The organism is Caballeronia sp. BCC1704 (genome assembly GCF_902833455.1).
GTDB lineage: Bacteria > Pseudomonadota > Gammaproteobacteria > Burkholderiales > Burkholderiaceae > Caballeronia.
In genome coordinates this window covers 329,595-345,259 of sequence record NZ_CADFFT010000004.1, presented here as the reverse complement: position 1 = coordinate 345,259, position 15,665 = coordinate 329,595, and the positions used below count along the sequence as shown (strand labels likewise).

Here is a 15,665-nt window from a genome sequence, read left to right as displayed (position 1 = left end):
TTGTAAGTAATTGGTACAGCCTCGCCTGTCTCGGAATCGTTCTGACCGCGGCGACCTGGCGTACCAACACTATGTATACGCACCGCGCCGGGCGCAAAGGTGCCGCATGGTAGAATCTCGCGATGCGCTGCGTTCGCAGCGCCGCAGCGTACGCCGGCTACGCGCCTGGCCGGCGCAAGTCGCGCGGCCGGCTGGCGGGTGTCGCGAAACTCACGAACGCGCTGCCGTGTCGCTGCTGCACAGTTCAAGACACGGATAATGGATCAATTCGCCAAAGAGACTCTGCCTATCTCCCTCGAGGAGGAAATGCGCCGTTCGTATCTCGATTACGCGATGAGCGTAATCGTCGGGCGCGCGCTTCCCGATGTCCGCGATGGCCTGAAGCCGGTGCATCGCCGGGCGCTGTACTCGATGCATGAACTGAACAACGACTGGAATCGCGCGTACAAGAAGTCGGCGCGTATCGTCGGCGACGTCATCGGTAAGTACCATCCGCACGGCGACGCCTCGGTGTACGAAACCATCGTCCGCATGGCGCAGCCGTTTTCGCTGCGCTACATGCTGGTGGACGGGCAGGGCAACTTCGGTTCCGTCGACGGCGACAACGCCGCGGCCATGCGCTACACCGAAATTCGCATGGCGAAGATCGGCCACGAGCTGCTCGCCGACATCGACAAGGAAACCGTCGACTTCGGTCCCAACTACGACGGCAGCGAGAACGAACCGCTCGTGCTGCCGGCGCGCATTCCGAATCTGCTGATCAACGGCTCGGCCGGCATCGCGGTCGGCATGGCGACCAACATTCCGCCGCACAATCTGCGCGAAATCGTCGATGCCTGCCTGCACCTGCTGAACAATCCGGAGTCGTCGGTCGACGAACTCATCGAGATCGTGCCCGCGCCGGACTTTCCGACCGCCGGCATCATCTATGGCGTCGCCGGCGTGCGCGACGGCTACCGCACCGGGCGCGGGCGCGTCGTCATGCGCGCGGCCACGCACTTCGAAGAGATCGACCGGGGCCAGCGCATGGCCATCATCGTCGACGAAATTCCGTATCAGGTGAACAAGCGCACGCTGCTCGAGCGCATCGCGGAACTCGTCAACGAGAAGAAGATCGAGGGCATCTCCGACATTCGCGACGAATCCGACAAGAGCGGCATGCGCGTCGTGATCGAGCTCAAGCGCGGTGAAGTGCCCGAAGTCGTCCTGAACAACCTGTACAAGCAGACGCAGCTTCAGGACACGTTCGGCATGAATCTGGTCGCGCTCGTCGACGGCCAGCCCAAGCTGCTGAATCTGAAGGAAATGCTGGAGTGCTTCCTGTCGCATCGACGGGAAGTGCTGACGCGGCGCACTGTATACGAACTGCGCAAGGCGCGCGATCGCGGTCACGTGCTGGAAGGTCTCGCCGTGGCGCTCGCGAACATCGACGAGTTCATCGCCATCATCAAGGCTGCGCCGACGCCGCCGATCGCGAAGCAAGAGCTGATGAACCGTCCGTGGGACTCGTCGCTCGTGCGCGAAATGTTGACGCGCGCGGAGACTGAAGCCTCGGGCGGGCGCCTCGCGTATCGTCCGGAAGGGCTGAATCCGGCTTACGGTCTGCAGGAAGACGGTCTGTACAAACTGTCGGACGTGCAGGCGCAGGAAATTCTGCAGATGCGCCTGCAGCGCCTGACCGGCCTCGAGCAGGACAAGATCGTCGGCGAGTACCGCGAAGTCATGGCGCAGATCGCCGACCTGCTCGACATCCTCGCGCGGCCGGAACGCATCCGGCAGATGATCGTGGAAGAACTCGGCCAGGTGCGCGCGGAATTCGGCGACGAGCGTCGCTCGCGCATCGAAATGAACGCGACCGAGCTCAATACCGAAGACCTGATCACGCCGCAGGAAATGGTCGTGACCATGTCGCATGCCGGCTACGTGAAGTCGCAGCCGCTCTCGGAATACCGCGCGCAGAAGCGCGGCGGGCGCGGCAAGCAGGCCACGCAGATGAAGGAAGACGACTGGATCGACACGCTCTTCATCGCGAACACGCACGATCACATGCTGTGCTTCTCGAACCGCGGCCGCGTCTACTGGGTCAAGGTCTACGAAGTGCCGCAAGGCTCGCGCAACTCGCGCGGCCGGCCGATCGTCAACATGTTCCCGTTGCAGGACGGCGAGAAGATCAACGTCGTGCTGCCGATCAAGGAATTCTCGGCGGACAAGTACGTGTTCATGGCCACCGCGCTCGGCACGGTCAAGAAGACGCCGCTCGAAGCGTTCAGCCGTCCGCTCAAGAAGGGCATCATCGCGGTCGGTCTGGATGACGGCGACTACCTGATCGGCGCGGCCATCACCGACGGCGCGCACGACGTCATGCTGTTCTCGGACTCGGGCAAGGCGGTGCGTTTCGACGAAAACGACGTCCGCGCGATGGGCCGCGAAGCGCGCGGCGTGCGTGGCATGCAGCTCGAAGAAGGGCAGCAGGTCATCGCGCTTCTGGTGGCGGGCGGCGAGAACCAGTCGGTGCTGACGGCCACGCAGAACGGCTTCGGCAAGCGCACGCCGATCAACGAGTACACGCGCCACGGCCGCGGCACGAAAGGCATGATCGCGATCCAGACATCGGAGCGCAACGGCAAAGTGGTCGCCGCCACGCTCGTCGATTCGGAAAGCCAGATCATGCTGATCACCACGTCGGGCGTGCTGATTCGCACGCGCGTGTCCGAGATCCGCGAAATGGGCCGCGCAACCCAAGGTGTTACACTCATCAGCCTTGACGAGGGCACGAAGTTGTCGGGACTGCAGCATATCGCCGAAGCCGAGGCGGACGCCGAACTCGAAGAAGCGGACGCAGCCAATGCCGCCGCGGATGCCGACGCTTCCGCCGCGCCGCCCGACGATACCCAAGATGGCGATGCGGGCGAAGACGCCTGATATTTTTTGTGTCGCCGGTTTCTCGTTATCGCTTTTGAAAGCCTGAATTGGTTAAGCTGCGCGACGTGAGCCTGATGCCGGCGCTGCGCTTCTCGAGTGAGAACGCCGGCGCCGCTCGTGCGAACGTGCAAGGCTCGTCGCGAGTGCTGAACTGAATATTTTTTACAGGGAGTAATGATGCAAGGACGTTTCAAGCAGTGGATGTTGCTGGCCGCTTTCGTGCCGACTTTCGCGATGGCTCAGTCGCTTCAGAACCAGGCGCCGAACCAGGCGGCGGCGCCGGCCGCAGCAGCCCCGGTTGATCCGGCCAAGCAAGCTGCGATCAAGGATCTGCTCGACGCAATCGACGCGCAAAAGCTCGTCGGCGCAATCGGCAACAGCGCACAGATGCAAGCGAAGCAGCTCGTTCCGGCCATCCTGTCGGACGCGCTGTCGGAAAACAAGTCGCTGAACGACAAGCAGAAGCAGGCCGCTGTCCCAACGCTGCAGAAGAACGCAGTGCCGAAGCTGGTGGACTCGGCAGGCCAGGTGTTCGCCACGGATAACTTCCGCCAGGACGCCATGAAGGCCCAGTACGACGCGTACGCGAAGTACTACTCGACCGACGAGATCAAGGACCTGACGAACTTCTACAAGAGCCCGACCGGCCGCAAGTTCATTCAGGTGCAAGACCAGGTCGGCCGCGACGTCGTCAACGGTCTGATGCAGAAGTACATGCCGCAAGCCATCAAGGCAACCCGCACGCAAGCGGATCAGGAAGTGGCGAGCGTGAAGCCGGGCAAGTAAGCACGGCGCGGCAGTCCGAAAACCCGCTACGGCGCGCTGCCCCGCGCGTTGGCGGGTTTTCAGGACAGTGCGATAATGGCTGTTTGCGTGAAAGCGCAAGCAGCCATTTCTTTTTCAGGCGCGCGTCACCCGCTGAACCTAAGCGACTCGACCCAACGCCGCGCCTGCCATTCGGGAATTCCACATGCGCGTGTTCAATTTCTCCGCCGGCCCGGCCGCCATGCCAGAAGAAGTGTTGAGGCAAGCCGCCGACGAAATGCTCGACTGGCAAGGCAGCGGCATGAGCGTGATGGAAATGAGCCACCGCGGCGCCGAATTCATGTCGATCCATGAAGCGGCGCTCACCGACCTGCGTGAACTGCTCAAGGTGCCGGCGTCGCATCGCATTCTGTTCTTGCAGGGCGGCGGCATCGGCGAAAACGCCATCGTGCCGATGAATCTGCTCGGCGCGAAGAAGACTGCGGATTTTGTCGTGACGGGCTCCTGGTCGACGAAATCCTACAAGGAAGCGCACAAGTACTGTACGCCGCACGTCGCGGCCACGGGCAAGACGGAGCAAGGCTTCACGCGCGTGCCGGCCATCGGCGAATGGAAGCTCTCGGACGATCCCGCCTACGTGCATCTGTGCACGAACGAAACCATCGACGGCGTCGAGGCTTTCGACATTCCCGATCTCGGCGACATTCCGCTCGTCGCGGACGCGTCGTCGCACATCCTGTCGCGTCCGATGGACGTCGCCAAATTCGGCGTGCTCTTCGCGGGCGCGCAGAAGAACATCGGCATGGCGGGCGTGACGGTGGTGATGGTGCGCGAAGACCTGCTCGACCGCGCGCTGCCCATTTGTCCGTCCGCGTTCGAGTGGAAGACGGTCGCCGAGAACAACTCGATGTTCAACACGCCGCCCACGTACGCGATCTACATGGCCGGGCTCGTCTTCAAGTGGCTCAAGAAGCAGGGCGGCCTCGAGGCGATGGAAGCGCGCAACGTCGAAAAGGCGAAGCTGCTCTACGACGCCATCGACGCCAGCGATTTCTACGTGAACAAGGTCGAGCGGCAGAATCGTTCGCGCATGAACGTGCCGTTCTTCCTTGCCGATGAATCGCGCAATACCGATTTCCTGGCCGGCGCCAAAGCGCGCGGGCTACTGCAGCTGAAGGGCCACAAGTCCGTCGGTGGCATGCGGGCATCGATCTACAACGCGGTGCCGGTCGAGGGCGTCAGGGCGCTCGTCGACTATATGAAGGAATTCGAGCGGACGAGCGCGTGAACGCGCCGTCGCTCCTCTAACCGCATTCGCTCAACACGCACCGCATGGACGACGATCTCAATTCAAGACTCAAACCGCTGCGTGAGCGCATCGACGCGCTCGACGCACAACTCATCGCGCTCTTGAACCAGCGCGCTTCTGTGGCGCTCGAAGTGGGCGAGGTAAAGAAGCACTTCAACGCGCCGGTGTTTCGCCCCGAGCGCGAAATGCAGGTCATCGCGCGCTTGCAGGCCATGAGCGACGGCCCGCTCGCCGCTGACCACATCAGCGCGATCTGGCGCGAGATCATGGCGGCGAGCCGCGCGCTCGAACAGACGCTGCGCGCCGCGTTCCTCGGGCCGGTCGGTACCTACAGCGAACAGGCGATGTTCGAATACTTCGGACACTCCATCGAAGGCCTGCCGTGCCCGTCCATCGACGAAGTGTTCCGCTCGGTCGAAGCCGGCGCGGCGCAGTACGGCGTCGTGCCCGTCGAGAATTCGGCGGAAGGCGCGGTGTCGCGCACGCTGGATCTGCTGCTGCAAACGCAACTCGTGATCGGCGGCGAGCTTGCGTTGCCGATTCATCACAATCTGCTGACGGCCTCAGGCTCGCTGGAAGGCGTGACGCGCGTCTGCGCGCACCCGCAGGCGCTCGCGCAGTGCCAGCGGTGGCTTTCCGCGAACGCGCCGCATCTGGAGCGGCAGGCCGTGTCGAGCAATGCGGAAGCCGCGCGCATGGCCGTGGCGGATCCGACCGTGGCCGCGATCGCCGGTGACCGCGCCGCGACGCACTACGGCCTGGGCGTCGTGTATTCGCTGATCCAGGACGATCCGCACAACCGCACGCGCTTCGTGATCATCGGCAAGCAGCCGTCGGACGCGAGCGGCCACGACCAGACCTCGCTCATCGTGTCGGTCGCGAACGAGCCGGGCGCCGTGTTCAAGCTGCTGGAGCCGCTCGCGAAGCACGGCGTCTCGATGACGCGCTTCGAGTCGCGGCCCGCGCGCGTCGGGACGTGGGAGTACTACTTCTATATCGATCTCGAAGGCCATCGCAACGATGCGTCGGTGGCCGCCGCGCTGGAAGAACTCGGGCAGAAGGCCGCGTTTCTCAAGATTCTCGGGTCGTATCCGCGCGCCCGGTAAAATTCGCGCTTTCAGCCGTTCCGTCTTCCGCGTCTTTCGACGCGCTTTTTGCGATGTCCCGTGGCCGCGTTCACTTTCAATAAACTGGTTATTTTCGGCGTCGGCCTGATCGGCGGATCGCTCGCGCGCGCGTTGCGCGAACGCGCCGGGCTCGCGGGGCGCGTGGTCGGCGTCGGGCGCTCGGCGCAGTCGGTGGCGCGCGCGGTCGAGCTCGGCGTGATCGACGAAGCCGCCGCGCTGGATGACGACGCGGCGCTCGCCCTCGCGTTGCGGGGCGCCGATATCGTGCTGCTCGCCGCGCCGGTCGCGCAGACGCAGCCGTTGCTCGCGCGCATCGCGCCGTTTCTGGACGCGCAGACGCTCGTCACCGACGCGGGCAGCACGAAGAGCGACGTCGTCGCGGCGGCACGGGCGGCACTTTCCGAACGCGTCGCGCAGTTCGTGCCGGGGCATCCGATTGCCGGACGCGAGTCGAGCGGCGTCGATGCCGCGTTGCCTGATCTCTACGTCGATCGCAATGTCGTGCTGTGTCCGCTCGCCGAGAACGCGTCGGAAGCCGTCGAGCGCATCGCCGGGATGTGGCGGGCGACCGGCGCGGCGGTGCACACGATGAGCGAGGCACAGCATGATCGCGTGTTCGCGTCGGTGAGCCATCTGCCGCATGTGCTGTCGTTCGCGCTCGTCGAGCAGATTCTCGAAGCGCCGGACGCGCAACTGAAGTTCTCGTTCGCGGCGGGTGGCTTTCGCGATTTCACGCGCATTGCGGCGTCGAGCCCGGAAATGTGGCGCGACGTGTGTCTGGCGAACCGCGCGGCGCTGCTCGCCGAACTCGACGCCTACACTGACGTGCTGTCGCGGTTTCGCGCGGCCATCGACGCGTCGGATGGCGCGGCGCTCGAAGCCGCGTTCGCGCGCTCGCGCGTGGCGCGCACGGAGTGGCAGGAACGCGGCGGCAAGAAGATTCCCGGCGATTCGCCCACGAAATAAGACACCCCCAGGAAACAGCATGGAACATCTCGACCTCGGACCCTTCGCGCGCGCGTCCGGCACGGTGCGGCTGCCCGGCTCGAAGAGCATCTCGAACCGCGTGCTGCTGCTCGCGGCGCTTTCGACCGGCGAAACGGCGATCACGAATCTGCTCGATTCCGACGACACGCGCGTGATGCTGGCCGCGCTGGAAACGCTCGGCGTGTCGCTCGAACGCGATGGCGAGCGCGTGATCGTCACGGGCACGGGCGGCGCGTTTCCGTCGAAGTCGGCGGAGCTTTTTCTCGGCAACGCGGGAACGGCGGTTCGGCCGCTGACGGCGGCGCTCGCGGTCAATGGCGGCGAATACCGCGTGCATGGCGTGCCGCGCATGCATGAGCGCCCGATCGGCGATCTCGTCGACGGGCTGCGTCAGATCGGCGCGAAGATCGACTACGAGCAGAACGACGGCTTTCCGCCGCTCAGGATTCATGCGTCGAAGATCGCCGTGGACAAGCCCATTCGCGTGCGCGGCGACGTGTCGAGCCAGTTTCTCACCGCGCTTCTGATGAGCCTGCCGGTTATCGAGGGCCGGAGCGGCCCGGTGACGATCGAAGTCGAAGGCGAGCTCATTTCGAAGCCGTATATCGAGATCACCGTGCGGCTGATGGAACGCTTCGGCGTCACGGTCGAGCGCGACGGCTGGGCGCGGTTCACGGTGCCCGCGGGCGCGTCGTACCGGGCTCCCGGCGCGATCATGGTGGAAGGCGACGCGTCGTCCGCGTCGTATTTTCTGGCGGCGGGCGCCATCGGCCACGGGCCGGTGCGCGTGGAAGGCGTCGGGCGGTCGAGCATTCAGGGCGACGTCGGCTTCGCGGATGCGCTCAATCGCATGGGCGCGAACGTCATGATGGGCGACGACTGGATCGAGGTGCGCGGCGTCGAGTCCGACGACGGCAAGCTCGCGCCCATCGACATGGACTTCAACCTGATTCCCGACGCCGCGATGACCATTGCCGTGGCCGCGCTTTTCGCGAACGGCACGACGACGCTGCGCAACATCGCAAGCTGGCGCGTGAAGGAAACCGACCGCATCGCCGCGATGGCGACCGAACTGCGCAAGGTCGGCGCGACGGTCGAAGAGGGCGCGGATTATCTGGTCGTCACGCCGCCGGCGAAGCTCACGGCGAACGCTGCGATCGATACCTACGACGATCACCGCATGGCGATGTGCTTTTCGCTCGTGAGTCTGGGCGGCGTGCCGGTGCGCATCAACGATCCGAAGTGCGTGAACAAGACTTTCCCCGACTATTTCGACCGTTTCGCGACGCTCGTCAGAACCTGAGCCGCGCCATGCCTTCCATCACGAAAACAGCAACAACGGGCCGCAGCGGCCATACGCAATGAAACCGAGCCGTCCTTTCGACCCCACTCCAGTCATCACCATCGACGGGCCGACGGCCTCCGGCAAGGGCACGGTCGCGGCAGTCGTCGCGGCCACGCTCGGCTTTCACCTGCTCGACAGCGGCGCGCTGTACCGGCTCGCGGCGCTCGCGAGCGTCCGCTACGGCATCGACAAGGGCGACGCCCCGGCGCTTGCAAACCTCGTCGGCGACCTCCATATCACCTTTCGCGAGGGATGCGCGCAGCTCGACGGCGTCGATGTATCGACTGAGATCCGCGCCGAGGAAATCGGCAATCGCGCGTCCGCGATCGCAGTGCATCCCGAAGTGCGGCAGGCGCTCGTCGCCCGCCAGCGGGCGTTTCGCAAGCGCCCGGGGCTCGTTGCCGACGGCCGCGACATGGGCACGGTCATCTTCCCCGACGCCACACTGAAGGTGTTTCTGACCGCGAGCGTCGAGGCCCGCGCGGCGAGACGCCATAAGCAATTGATGCAAAAAGGCTTTTCTGCTAATATGGATGACTTGCTGCGCGATTTGCGCGAACGCGACGCCCGTGACATGAACCGGGCAGCCGCGCCGCTCAAGCCCGCGGCGGACGCGAAGACGCTGGACACCTCCGGTTTGTCGATCGATCAAGCGGTCGAGCAGATCATCGGCTGGTACAGCGAAGTGCGCGTATAGCTTGAAACGTAGTAGATGTGCCGGTTCGCCCGCCGCAGTGTTCGACTGATTGGTCGGCTTCCGGATAGTTGGGTGCTCCGCCATGTGGCGGAGCGTGTGTTAAACCCCTTAACCCCGTACGGCTTCGCGCATCGTCGGCCTTTTTGGCCATTCGCGCAAAAGCTGTGCAAATATTGATTTTTATGTCCGACCTGCAAACCTCCACCCCGAATAACGAATCTTTTGCGGCTCTGTTCGAAGAGTCGCTGACCAAGCAGGACATGCGCGCTGGCGAAGTGATCTCCGCCGAAGTCGTGCGTGTCGACCACAACTTCGTGGTCGTGAATGCTGGTCTGAAGTCCGAAGCCTATATTCCGCTCGAAGAGTTCCTGAACGACGCGGGTGAAGTGGAAGTGCAGGCGGGCGACTTCGTTTCCGTCGCGATCGACGCGCTGGAAAACGGCTATGGCGACACCATCCTGTCGCGCGACAAGGCGAAGCGTCTGGCTTCGTGGCTGTCGCTGGAAAAAGCGCTGGACAACAACGAGCTGGTCACCGGCACCATCACCGGCAAGGTGAAGGGCGGCATGACCGTGATGGTCAACGGCATCCGCGCGTTCCTGCCGGGTTCGCTCGTGGACACGCGTCCGGTCAAGGACACGACCCCGTACGAAGGCAAGACGCTCGAATTCCGCGTCATCAAGCTCGACCGCAAGCGTAACAACGTCGTGCTGTCGCGCCGTGCCGTGATCGAAGCTACCCAAGGCGAAGAGCGCGCAAAGCTGCTCGAAACGCTGAAGGAAGGCGCGATCGTGGAAGGCGTGGTCAAGAACATCACCGACTACGGCGCGTTCGTGGACTTGGGCGGCATCGACGGCCTGCTGCACATCACCGACATCGCATGGCGTCGCGTGCGTCACCCGTCGGAAGTGCTGTCGGTCGGCCAGGAAGTCACCGCGAAGATCCTCAAGTTCGACCAAGAGAAGAACCGCGTTTCGCTTGGCATCAAGCAACTGGGCGACGATCCGTGGGAAGGCATCTCGCGCCGTTACCCGTCGGGCACGCGTCTGTTCGGTAAGGTCACGAACATCACCGACTACGGCGCATTCGTCGAAGTGGAATCGGGCATCGAAGGCTTGGTCCACGTGTCGGAAATGGACTGGACGAACAAGAACGTTGCACCGTCGAAGGTCGTGCAGCTGGGCGACGAGGTCGAAGTCATGGTTCTCGAAATCGACGAAGATCGCCGCCGTATCAGCCTCGGCATGAAGCAGTGCAAGCCGAATCCGTGGGATGACTTCAGCCGCAACTTCAAGAAGGGCGACAAGCTGCAAGGCGCGATCAAGTCGATCACCGACTTCGGCGTCTTCATCGGTCTGCCGGGCGGCATCGACGGTCTGGTTCACCTGTCGGACCTGTCGTGGTCGGAAACGGGCGAAGAAGCGGTTCGCAAGTACAAGAAGGGCGACGAAGTCGAAGCAGTGGTTCTGGGCATCGACGTCGAGAAGGAGCGTATCTCGCTCGGCATCAAGCAGCTCGAAGGCGATCCGTTCAGCAACTTCGTCGCGATCAACGACAAGGGCGCAATCGTCGACGGCGTCGTGAAGTCGGTCGATCCGAAGGGTGCGGTCGTCACGCTGTCGGGCGAAGTCGAAGGCTACCTGCGCGCTTCGGAAATTGCACAGGACCGCGTGGAAGATGCGCGCAACGTGCTGAAGGAAGGCGACAAGGTCAACGCGATGATCATCAATATCGATCGCAAGTCGCGCGGCATCAACCTGTCGATCAAGGCGAAGGATTCGGCCGAGCAGCAGGAAGCCATGCGCGGCCTGCAAGCTTCGGACTCGAACGCCGCCGCTACCGGCACGACCAACCTCGGCGCGCTGCTGAAGGCCAAGCTCGACGGCCAGAACAGCTAAGCCTTAACGGTACTGCTGCAGTATGACCAAATCGGAATTGGTCGCCCAGTTGGCCTCGCGATTTCCGCAACTTGTGCTCAAGGATGCGGATTTCGCGGTCAAGACGATGCTCGATGCGATGTCGGAGGCGCTTGCCAACGGTCATCGCATCGAAATTCGCGGCTTCGGCAGCTTCGGGCTCAACCGTCGTCCGTCGCGCGTCGGGCGCAATCCCAAGTCGGGGGAAAAAGTGCTGGTGCCGGAGAAATTCGTGCCGCACTTCAAGCCGGGCAAGGAATTGCGCGAACGCGTCGATGGCCGCGCCGGCGAGCCGCTGAAGGCGTCGAATGACGACGATGCGGACGATCTCTGATCGGCGCGCATCGGTACGAATCATTGCGTGCGCGCAAGTGATCCGCCGCGACGTCCGGCCATGAGGCAATCGACCAGAAAAGCACCCCATGTGGGTGCTTTTTTTTCGTCCCGACGGGCTGCACGCGGCGCCTCGCGTTCGCTAGCGCACATAGTTCGGACGTTTCGTCGGAGGCTTGGGCCGCGCCGGTGCTTCGAAGCAAACGCATCCATTACAATACCGGTCACTTTGACTCGGGTAATCACGTAGGCCGAACGGCGAAGCGACGGCCGCGAGATGCACCGCCATTGCGAGACGTTCATGAAATTCATAGTCTGGCTGATCCGCGTTCTGGTCTTCGTGTTGTTGCTCGTGCTGGCGCTGGCCAACACGCAGACGGCGACGCTGAATTTCCTCGCAGGCTACGCCTGGCAGGCGCCGCTGATCCTGATCGGGCTGGCGTTCTTCGTCGTGGGACTGCTCGCCGGGCTCGTTTCGGCGGTGCCGGCGATGCTGCGCTTGCGGATCGAAAACGGGCGTCTGAAGCGTGACGTGCGCGCCGCACGGGAGACGCCGCTGGTCAAAGAAGAACCGCCGATGCCGCCGCTCATCTGATACGCGCATCGTCCGGGCGGCGGCGCTTGCGCCCGATTCGTCCGAAGCAGACACCTAACCGACTCACCGAACATTCGCATGGATCTAGACTTCTGGTGGCTGCTCGTCATCCCGGTCGCTTTCGCGCTAGGCTGGATGGCATCCCGCTACGACCTGAAAACGCTGTTATCCGAGAATGCGAACCTGCCGCGGTCGTACTTTCGCGGCCTGAATTTCCTGCTCAACGAGCAACACGACAAGGCGATCGACGCGTTCATCGAAGTCGCCAAGCTGGACCCTGAAACCATCGAACTGCACTTCGCGCTCGGCAATCTGTTCCGGCGGCGCGGCGAGACGGATCGCGCCATTCGCGTGCATCAGAACCTGTTGAGCCGCGCGGACCTGCCGGCGGCCGAACGCGATCACGCGCTGTACGAACTGGGGCAGGACTTCCTGAAAGCGGGCCTTCTGGATCGCGCGGAGGAAACGTTCCGGTCGCTGGAAGCCGGCGAGTATTCGCTCGGCGCGCAACGCGCGTTGCTCACCATTTACGAGATCGAAAAGGACTGGCCGAAATCCATCACGACGGCCGAACGCATCGAGAAGATGGGCGCGCCGTCGCTGCACATGGAAATCGCGCATTTCCACTGCGAACTCGCGCAGGAAGCCTTGCAGCGCAAGAATCAGGACGATGCGCGCGCCGAACTGAAGCTCGCGCTGGCGTCGAATCCGGACAACGTCCGCGCCACGATTCTCTCGGGTGACGCCGAAGCCGCCGCCGGAAACGTCGAAGCCGCGATTGCCGTCTGGAAGCGCGTCGAGGCGCAGAACGAAGCGTATCTGCCGCTCGTCGCCGAGAAGCTGATGAAGGCGTATGCCGCGCTGGGGCGCAAGGAAGAGGGCGTCGACTTGCTGATCGACTACGCGACGCGCTATCCGTCGAACGATCTTCTGGATGTCGCGTACAAGCATGTTCAGGAACTGCGCGGTCTCGATGCGGCGCACGCGCTCGTGCGCAGGCAGATGGAGATCGCTCCGAATCTCGCGGGCATGACGCGCCTGCTCGAAGCGCAGGAAGCGACCGCCGAGGAGCCGCGCCGGGGCGAACTGCAGCTCATGCGCACGCTCGTCAAGCAACGCACCAAGAATTTGCCCCGCTATACGTGTCAGACTTGTGGCTTCCGCGCGCGTCTATTCTATTGGCAGTGCCCCGGCTGCAGCGGCTGGGAGACTTACGCGCCACGACGCGTCGAACCGATCACGAGTTCGGCCTGAGTTCGCACACTATCGCGAGCGCGCTGTTTGCGCGCTCATCATCATCGCCGCTATCTTAGAAACCCACGGAGAGCTATGAAAGTTACCATCGTTGGTACGGGTTACGTCGGTCTTGTGACCGGTGCTTGCCTCGCTGAAATCGGCAATGACGTGTTTTGTGTCGACGTCGATCCGCGCAAGATCGAGATTCTCAATAACGGCGGCGTGCCGATTCACGAGCCGGGCCTCCAGGAAATGCTCAAGCGCACGCGTGCAGCGGGGCGCATCCAGTTCTCCACCGACGTGAAGGCGAGCGTCGAGCACGGCGACATTCAGTTCATCGCGGTCGGCACGCCGCCCGACGAAGACGGCTCGGCCGACCTGCAGTACGTGCTCGCGGCCGCGCGCAATATCGGACGCTATTCGAACGGCTTCAAGGTGATCGTCGACAAATCGACGGTGCCGGTCGGCACGGCGCTGCAAGTCAAGCGCGTCGTGGACGAAGAACTGAAGGCGCGCGGACGCGACGACGGCTTTTCCGTCGTATCGAATCCCGAGTTCCTGAAGGAAGGCGCCGCGGTCGATGACTTCATGCGGCCGGACCGCATCGTGATCGGCATCGACGATGATCAGGCCGGCAACCGCGCGCGCGAAATGATGAAGCGCCTGTACGCGCCGTTCAACCGCAATCACGAGCGCACGCTCTACATGGACGTGCGTTCCGCCGAGTTCACGAAGTACGCGGCCAACGCCATGCTCGCCACGCGCATTTCGTTCATGAACGATCTGTCGAATCTCGCGGATGCGGTCGGCGCGGACATCGAATCCGTGCGTCGCGGCATTGGCTCCGACCCGCGCATCGGCTATCACTTCTTGTATGCGGGTTGCGGCTACGGCGGCTCCTGCTTCCCGAAGGACGTGCAGGCGCTCGTGCAGACGGCGCGCGAAAACGGACATCGGCTGCAGATTCTCGAATCGGTCGAAGCGGTCAACAACGCGCAGAAGGAAGTGCTCGTCAACAAGATCGTCAAGCGCATGGGCGAAGACCTGCGCGGCCGCACGTTCGCCGTGTGGGGCCTCGCGTTCAAGCCGAATACCGACGACATGCGCGAGGCGTCGAGCCGGCGTCTGATCGCGTCGCTGCTCGAACGCGGCGCGACGGTGCGAGCGTACGATCCGGTCGCGATGGCCGAGGCGCAGCGCGTGTTCGCGCTCGATCTCGAAGGCCGCCGCGAAGACATGGAGCGTCTGCACTTCGTGCAAACGCAACAGGAAGCGTTGACGGGCGCGGACGCGCTTGTCATCGTGACCGAATGGAAGGAATTCAAGAGTCCGGACTTCGGGCACTTGAAGAGCGAGCTGAAGATGCCGGTTATCTTCGACGGCCGCAATTTGTATGAACCGGAAGCGATGGCAGAACTAGGCATCGATTATTTTGCAATAGGACGTCCCCATGTCGAACTCGACGGCAATGGCAGCCGGCAATAGCCCGGCGAATATCCCAGTGGTGCCGCGCGCCCGCATTTCCGCGGCGCGCGTGCTGGTGGTCGGCGATGTGATGCTCGACCGCTACTGGTTCGGCGATGTGAACCGCATCTCGCCCGAGGCGCCCGTGCCGGTCGTGCACGTGCAGAAGAAGGAGGATCGCCTGGGCGGGGCGGCGAACGTCGCGCGCAACGCGGCGGCCCTCGGCGCGCAGGCGGGTCTGCTGTGCGTCGTGGGGCATGACGAGCCGGGCGAGCGCATCGTCGAGCTGCTCGGCGAGAGCCGGGTCGCCGCGCACCTCGCGCGCGACCCGGAACTGCTCACGACCATCAAGCTGCGCGTGTTGTCGCGCCAGCAGCAACTGCTGCGCGTCGACTTCGAGAACACGCCGAATCACGAAGTGCTGCGCGCGTGCCTCGAACGCTTCACCGAACTGCTGCCGCAGCACGACGTCATTCTGATGTCGGACTACGCGAAGGGCGGTCTCACGCACGTCACGAAGATGATTGCCGACGCGCGCGAGGCCGGCAAACCCGTGCTCGTCGATCCGAAGGGCGACGACTGGGAGCGTTATCGCGGCGCGACGCTCATCACGCCGAATCGCGCGGAATTGCGCGAAGTGATCGGCCACTGGAAGTCCGAGGAAGACCTGCACGAGCGCGTGACGAAGCTGCGCGCGGACCTCGACCTCGGCGCGCTCTTGCTGACGCGCTCGGAAGAGGGCATGACGCTCTTCACGGAGAACCAGGTGCTGCACAATTCGGCCGAAGCGCGCGAAGTGTATGATGTGTCGGGCGCGGGCGACACCGTCATCGCAACGGTCGCGACGATGCTCGGCGCGGGCGTGCCGCTCGTCGATTCGATCGTGTACGCGAACCGCGCGGCCGGCATCGTCGTGGGCAAGCTCGGCACGGCGACCGTCGACTACAACGAACTCTTCGCCTGATCTCA

13 protein-coding genes are annotated in these 15,665 nt (G+C 63.7%); all 13 read left to right on the top strand.

Going from position 1 to position 15,665, the window contains the following annotated elements; translation table 11 throughout:
* The first annotated feature begins 258 nt into the window (after positions 1 to 258).
* Entirely contained in the window at positions 259 to 2,922 is a 2,664-nt protein-coding gene (gene gyrA / locus HWX53_RS21385) for a DNA gyrase subunit A (protein WP_175944631.1), read from the top strand.
* 177 nt (positions 2,923 to 3,099) lie between these two features.
* A complete protein-coding gene (locus HWX53_RS21380; protein ID WP_159838093.1) occupies positions 3,100 to 3,708 on the top strand; it encodes a DUF2059 domain-containing protein in 609 nt (202 codons plus the stop codon).
* 184 nt (positions 3,709 to 3,892) lie between these two features.
* A complete protein-coding gene (gene serC, locus HWX53_RS21375; protein ID WP_175944629.1) occupies positions 3,893 to 4,975 on the top strand; it encodes a 3-phosphoserine/phosphohydroxythreonine transaminase in 1,083 nt (360 codons plus the stop codon).
* 44 nt (positions 4,976 to 5,019) lie between these two features.
* Complete coding sequence (pheA, locus tag HWX53_RS21370) at positions 5,020 to 6,102, top strand: prephenate dehydratase (RefSeq protein ID WP_175944627.1); 1,083 nt, start codon at positions 5,020 to 5,022, stop codon at positions 6,100 to 6,102.
* Between the two features lie 60 nt (positions 6,103 to 6,162).
* The gene (locus HWX53_RS21365; RefSeq protein ID WP_175944625.1) at positions 6,163 to 7,089 is read left to right on the top strand and encodes a prephenate dehydrogenase/arogenate dehydrogenase family protein; all 927 of its coding nucleotides are present in this window, start codon (positions 6,163 to 6,165) and stop codon (positions 7,087 to 7,089) included.
* A gap of 19 nt (positions 7,090 to 7,108) precedes the next feature.
* On the top strand, positions 7,109 to 8,413 hold the full coding sequence (gene aroA, locus HWX53_RS21360; RefSeq protein WP_175944623.1) for a 3-phosphoshikimate 1-carboxyvinyltransferase: 1,305 nt from the start codon (positions 7,109 to 7,111) through the stop codon (positions 8,411 to 8,413).
* A gap of 58 nt (positions 8,414 to 8,471) precedes the next feature.
* Positions 8,472 to 9,152 carry a (d)CMP kinase gene (gene cmk, locus HWX53_RS21355; RefSeq protein WP_175944621.1) on the top strand — a complete coding sequence of 227 codons (681 nt, stop codon included), beginning with the start codon at positions 8,472 to 8,474 and terminating at the stop codon, positions 9,150 to 9,152.
* Positions 9,153 to 9,316: 164 nt separating this feature from the next.
* Positions 9,317 to 11,050: a 30S ribosomal protein S1 gene (gene rpsA / locus HWX53_RS21350; protein WP_175944619.1), complete on the top strand. Its 1,734-nt coding sequence runs from the start codon at positions 9,317 to 9,319 to the stop codon at positions 11,048 to 11,050.
* 22 nt (positions 11,051 to 11,072) lie between these two features.
* Positions 11,073 to 11,402: an integration host factor subunit beta gene (locus HWX53_RS21345; RefSeq protein WP_008342376.1), complete on the top strand. Its 330-nt coding sequence runs from the start codon at positions 11,073 to 11,075 to the stop codon at positions 11,400 to 11,402.
* 300 nt (positions 11,403 to 11,702) lie between these two features.
* Positions 11,703 to 11,996, top strand: coding sequence for a LapA family protein (locus HWX53_RS21340; RefSeq protein ID WP_175945260.1), 294 nt, complete (start codon positions 11,703 to 11,705; stop codon positions 11,994 to 11,996).
* A gap of 78 nt (positions 11,997 to 12,074) precedes the next feature.
* Positions 12,075 to 13,250, top strand: a complete 1,176-nt coding sequence (gene lapB / locus HWX53_RS21335; RefSeq protein WP_175944617.1) for a lipopolysaccharide assembly protein LapB — start codon at positions 12,075 to 12,077, stop codon at positions 13,248 to 13,250.
* Between the two features lie 75 nt (positions 13,251 to 13,325).
* The gene (locus HWX53_RS21330) at positions 13,326 to 14,717 is read left to right on the top strand and encodes a UDP-glucose/GDP-mannose dehydrogenase family protein (RefSeq protein ID WP_175944615.1); all 1,392 of its coding nucleotides are present in this window, start codon (positions 13,326 to 13,328) and stop codon (positions 14,715 to 14,717) included.
* Positions 14,683 to 15,660 carry a D-glycero-beta-D-manno-heptose-7-phosphate kinase gene (gene rfaE1, locus HWX53_RS21325; RefSeq protein ID WP_244140210.1) on the top strand — a complete coding sequence of 326 codons (978 nt, stop codon included), beginning with the start codon at positions 14,683 to 14,685 and terminating at the stop codon, positions 15,658 to 15,660. Before HWX53_RS21330 ends, rfaE1 begins: the two co-directional genes overlap by 35 nt.
* The last annotated feature ends 5 nt before the right edge of the window (positions 15,661 to 15,665 follow it).

Coding starts and splice junctions, on each gene's coding strand:
- gyrA (WP_175944631.1), top strand. CDS start 259: ATGGATCAATTCGCCAAAGAGACTCTGCCTATCTCCCTCGAGGAGGAA.
- HWX53_RS21380 (WP_159838093.1), top strand. CDS start 3,100: ATGCAAGGACGTTTCAAGCAGTGGATGTTGCTGGCCGCTTTCGTGCCG.
- serC (WP_175944629.1), top strand. CDS start 3,893: ATGCGCGTGTTCAATTTCTCCGCCGGCCCGGCCGCCATGCCAGAAGAA.
- pheA (WP_175944627.1), top strand. CDS start 5,020: ATGGACGACGATCTCAATTCAAGACTCAAACCGCTGCGTGAGCGCATC.
- aroA (WP_175944623.1), top strand. CDS start 7,109: ATGGAACATCTCGACCTCGGACCCTTCGCGCGCGCGTCCGGCACGGTG.
- cmk (WP_175944621.1), top strand. CDS start 8,472: ATGAAACCGAGCCGTCCTTTCGACCCCACTCCAGTCATCACCATCGAC.
- HWX53_RS21345 (WP_008342376.1), top strand. CDS start 11,073: ATGACCAAATCGGAATTGGTCGCCCAGTTGGCCTCGCGATTTCCGCAA.
- HWX53_RS21340 (WP_175945260.1), top strand. CDS start 11,703: ATGAAATTCATAGTCTGGCTGATCCGCGTTCTGGTCTTCGTGTTGTTG.
- lapB (WP_175944617.1), top strand. CDS start 12,075: ATGGATCTAGACTTCTGGTGGCTGCTCGTCATCCCGGTCGCTTTCGCG.
- HWX53_RS21330 (WP_175944615.1), top strand. CDS start 13,326: ATGAAAGTTACCATCGTTGGTACGGGTTACGTCGGTCTTGTGACCGGT.
- rfaE1 (WP_244140210.1), top strand. CDS start 14,683: ATGTCGAACTCGACGGCAATGGCAGCCGGCAATAGCCCGGCGAATATC.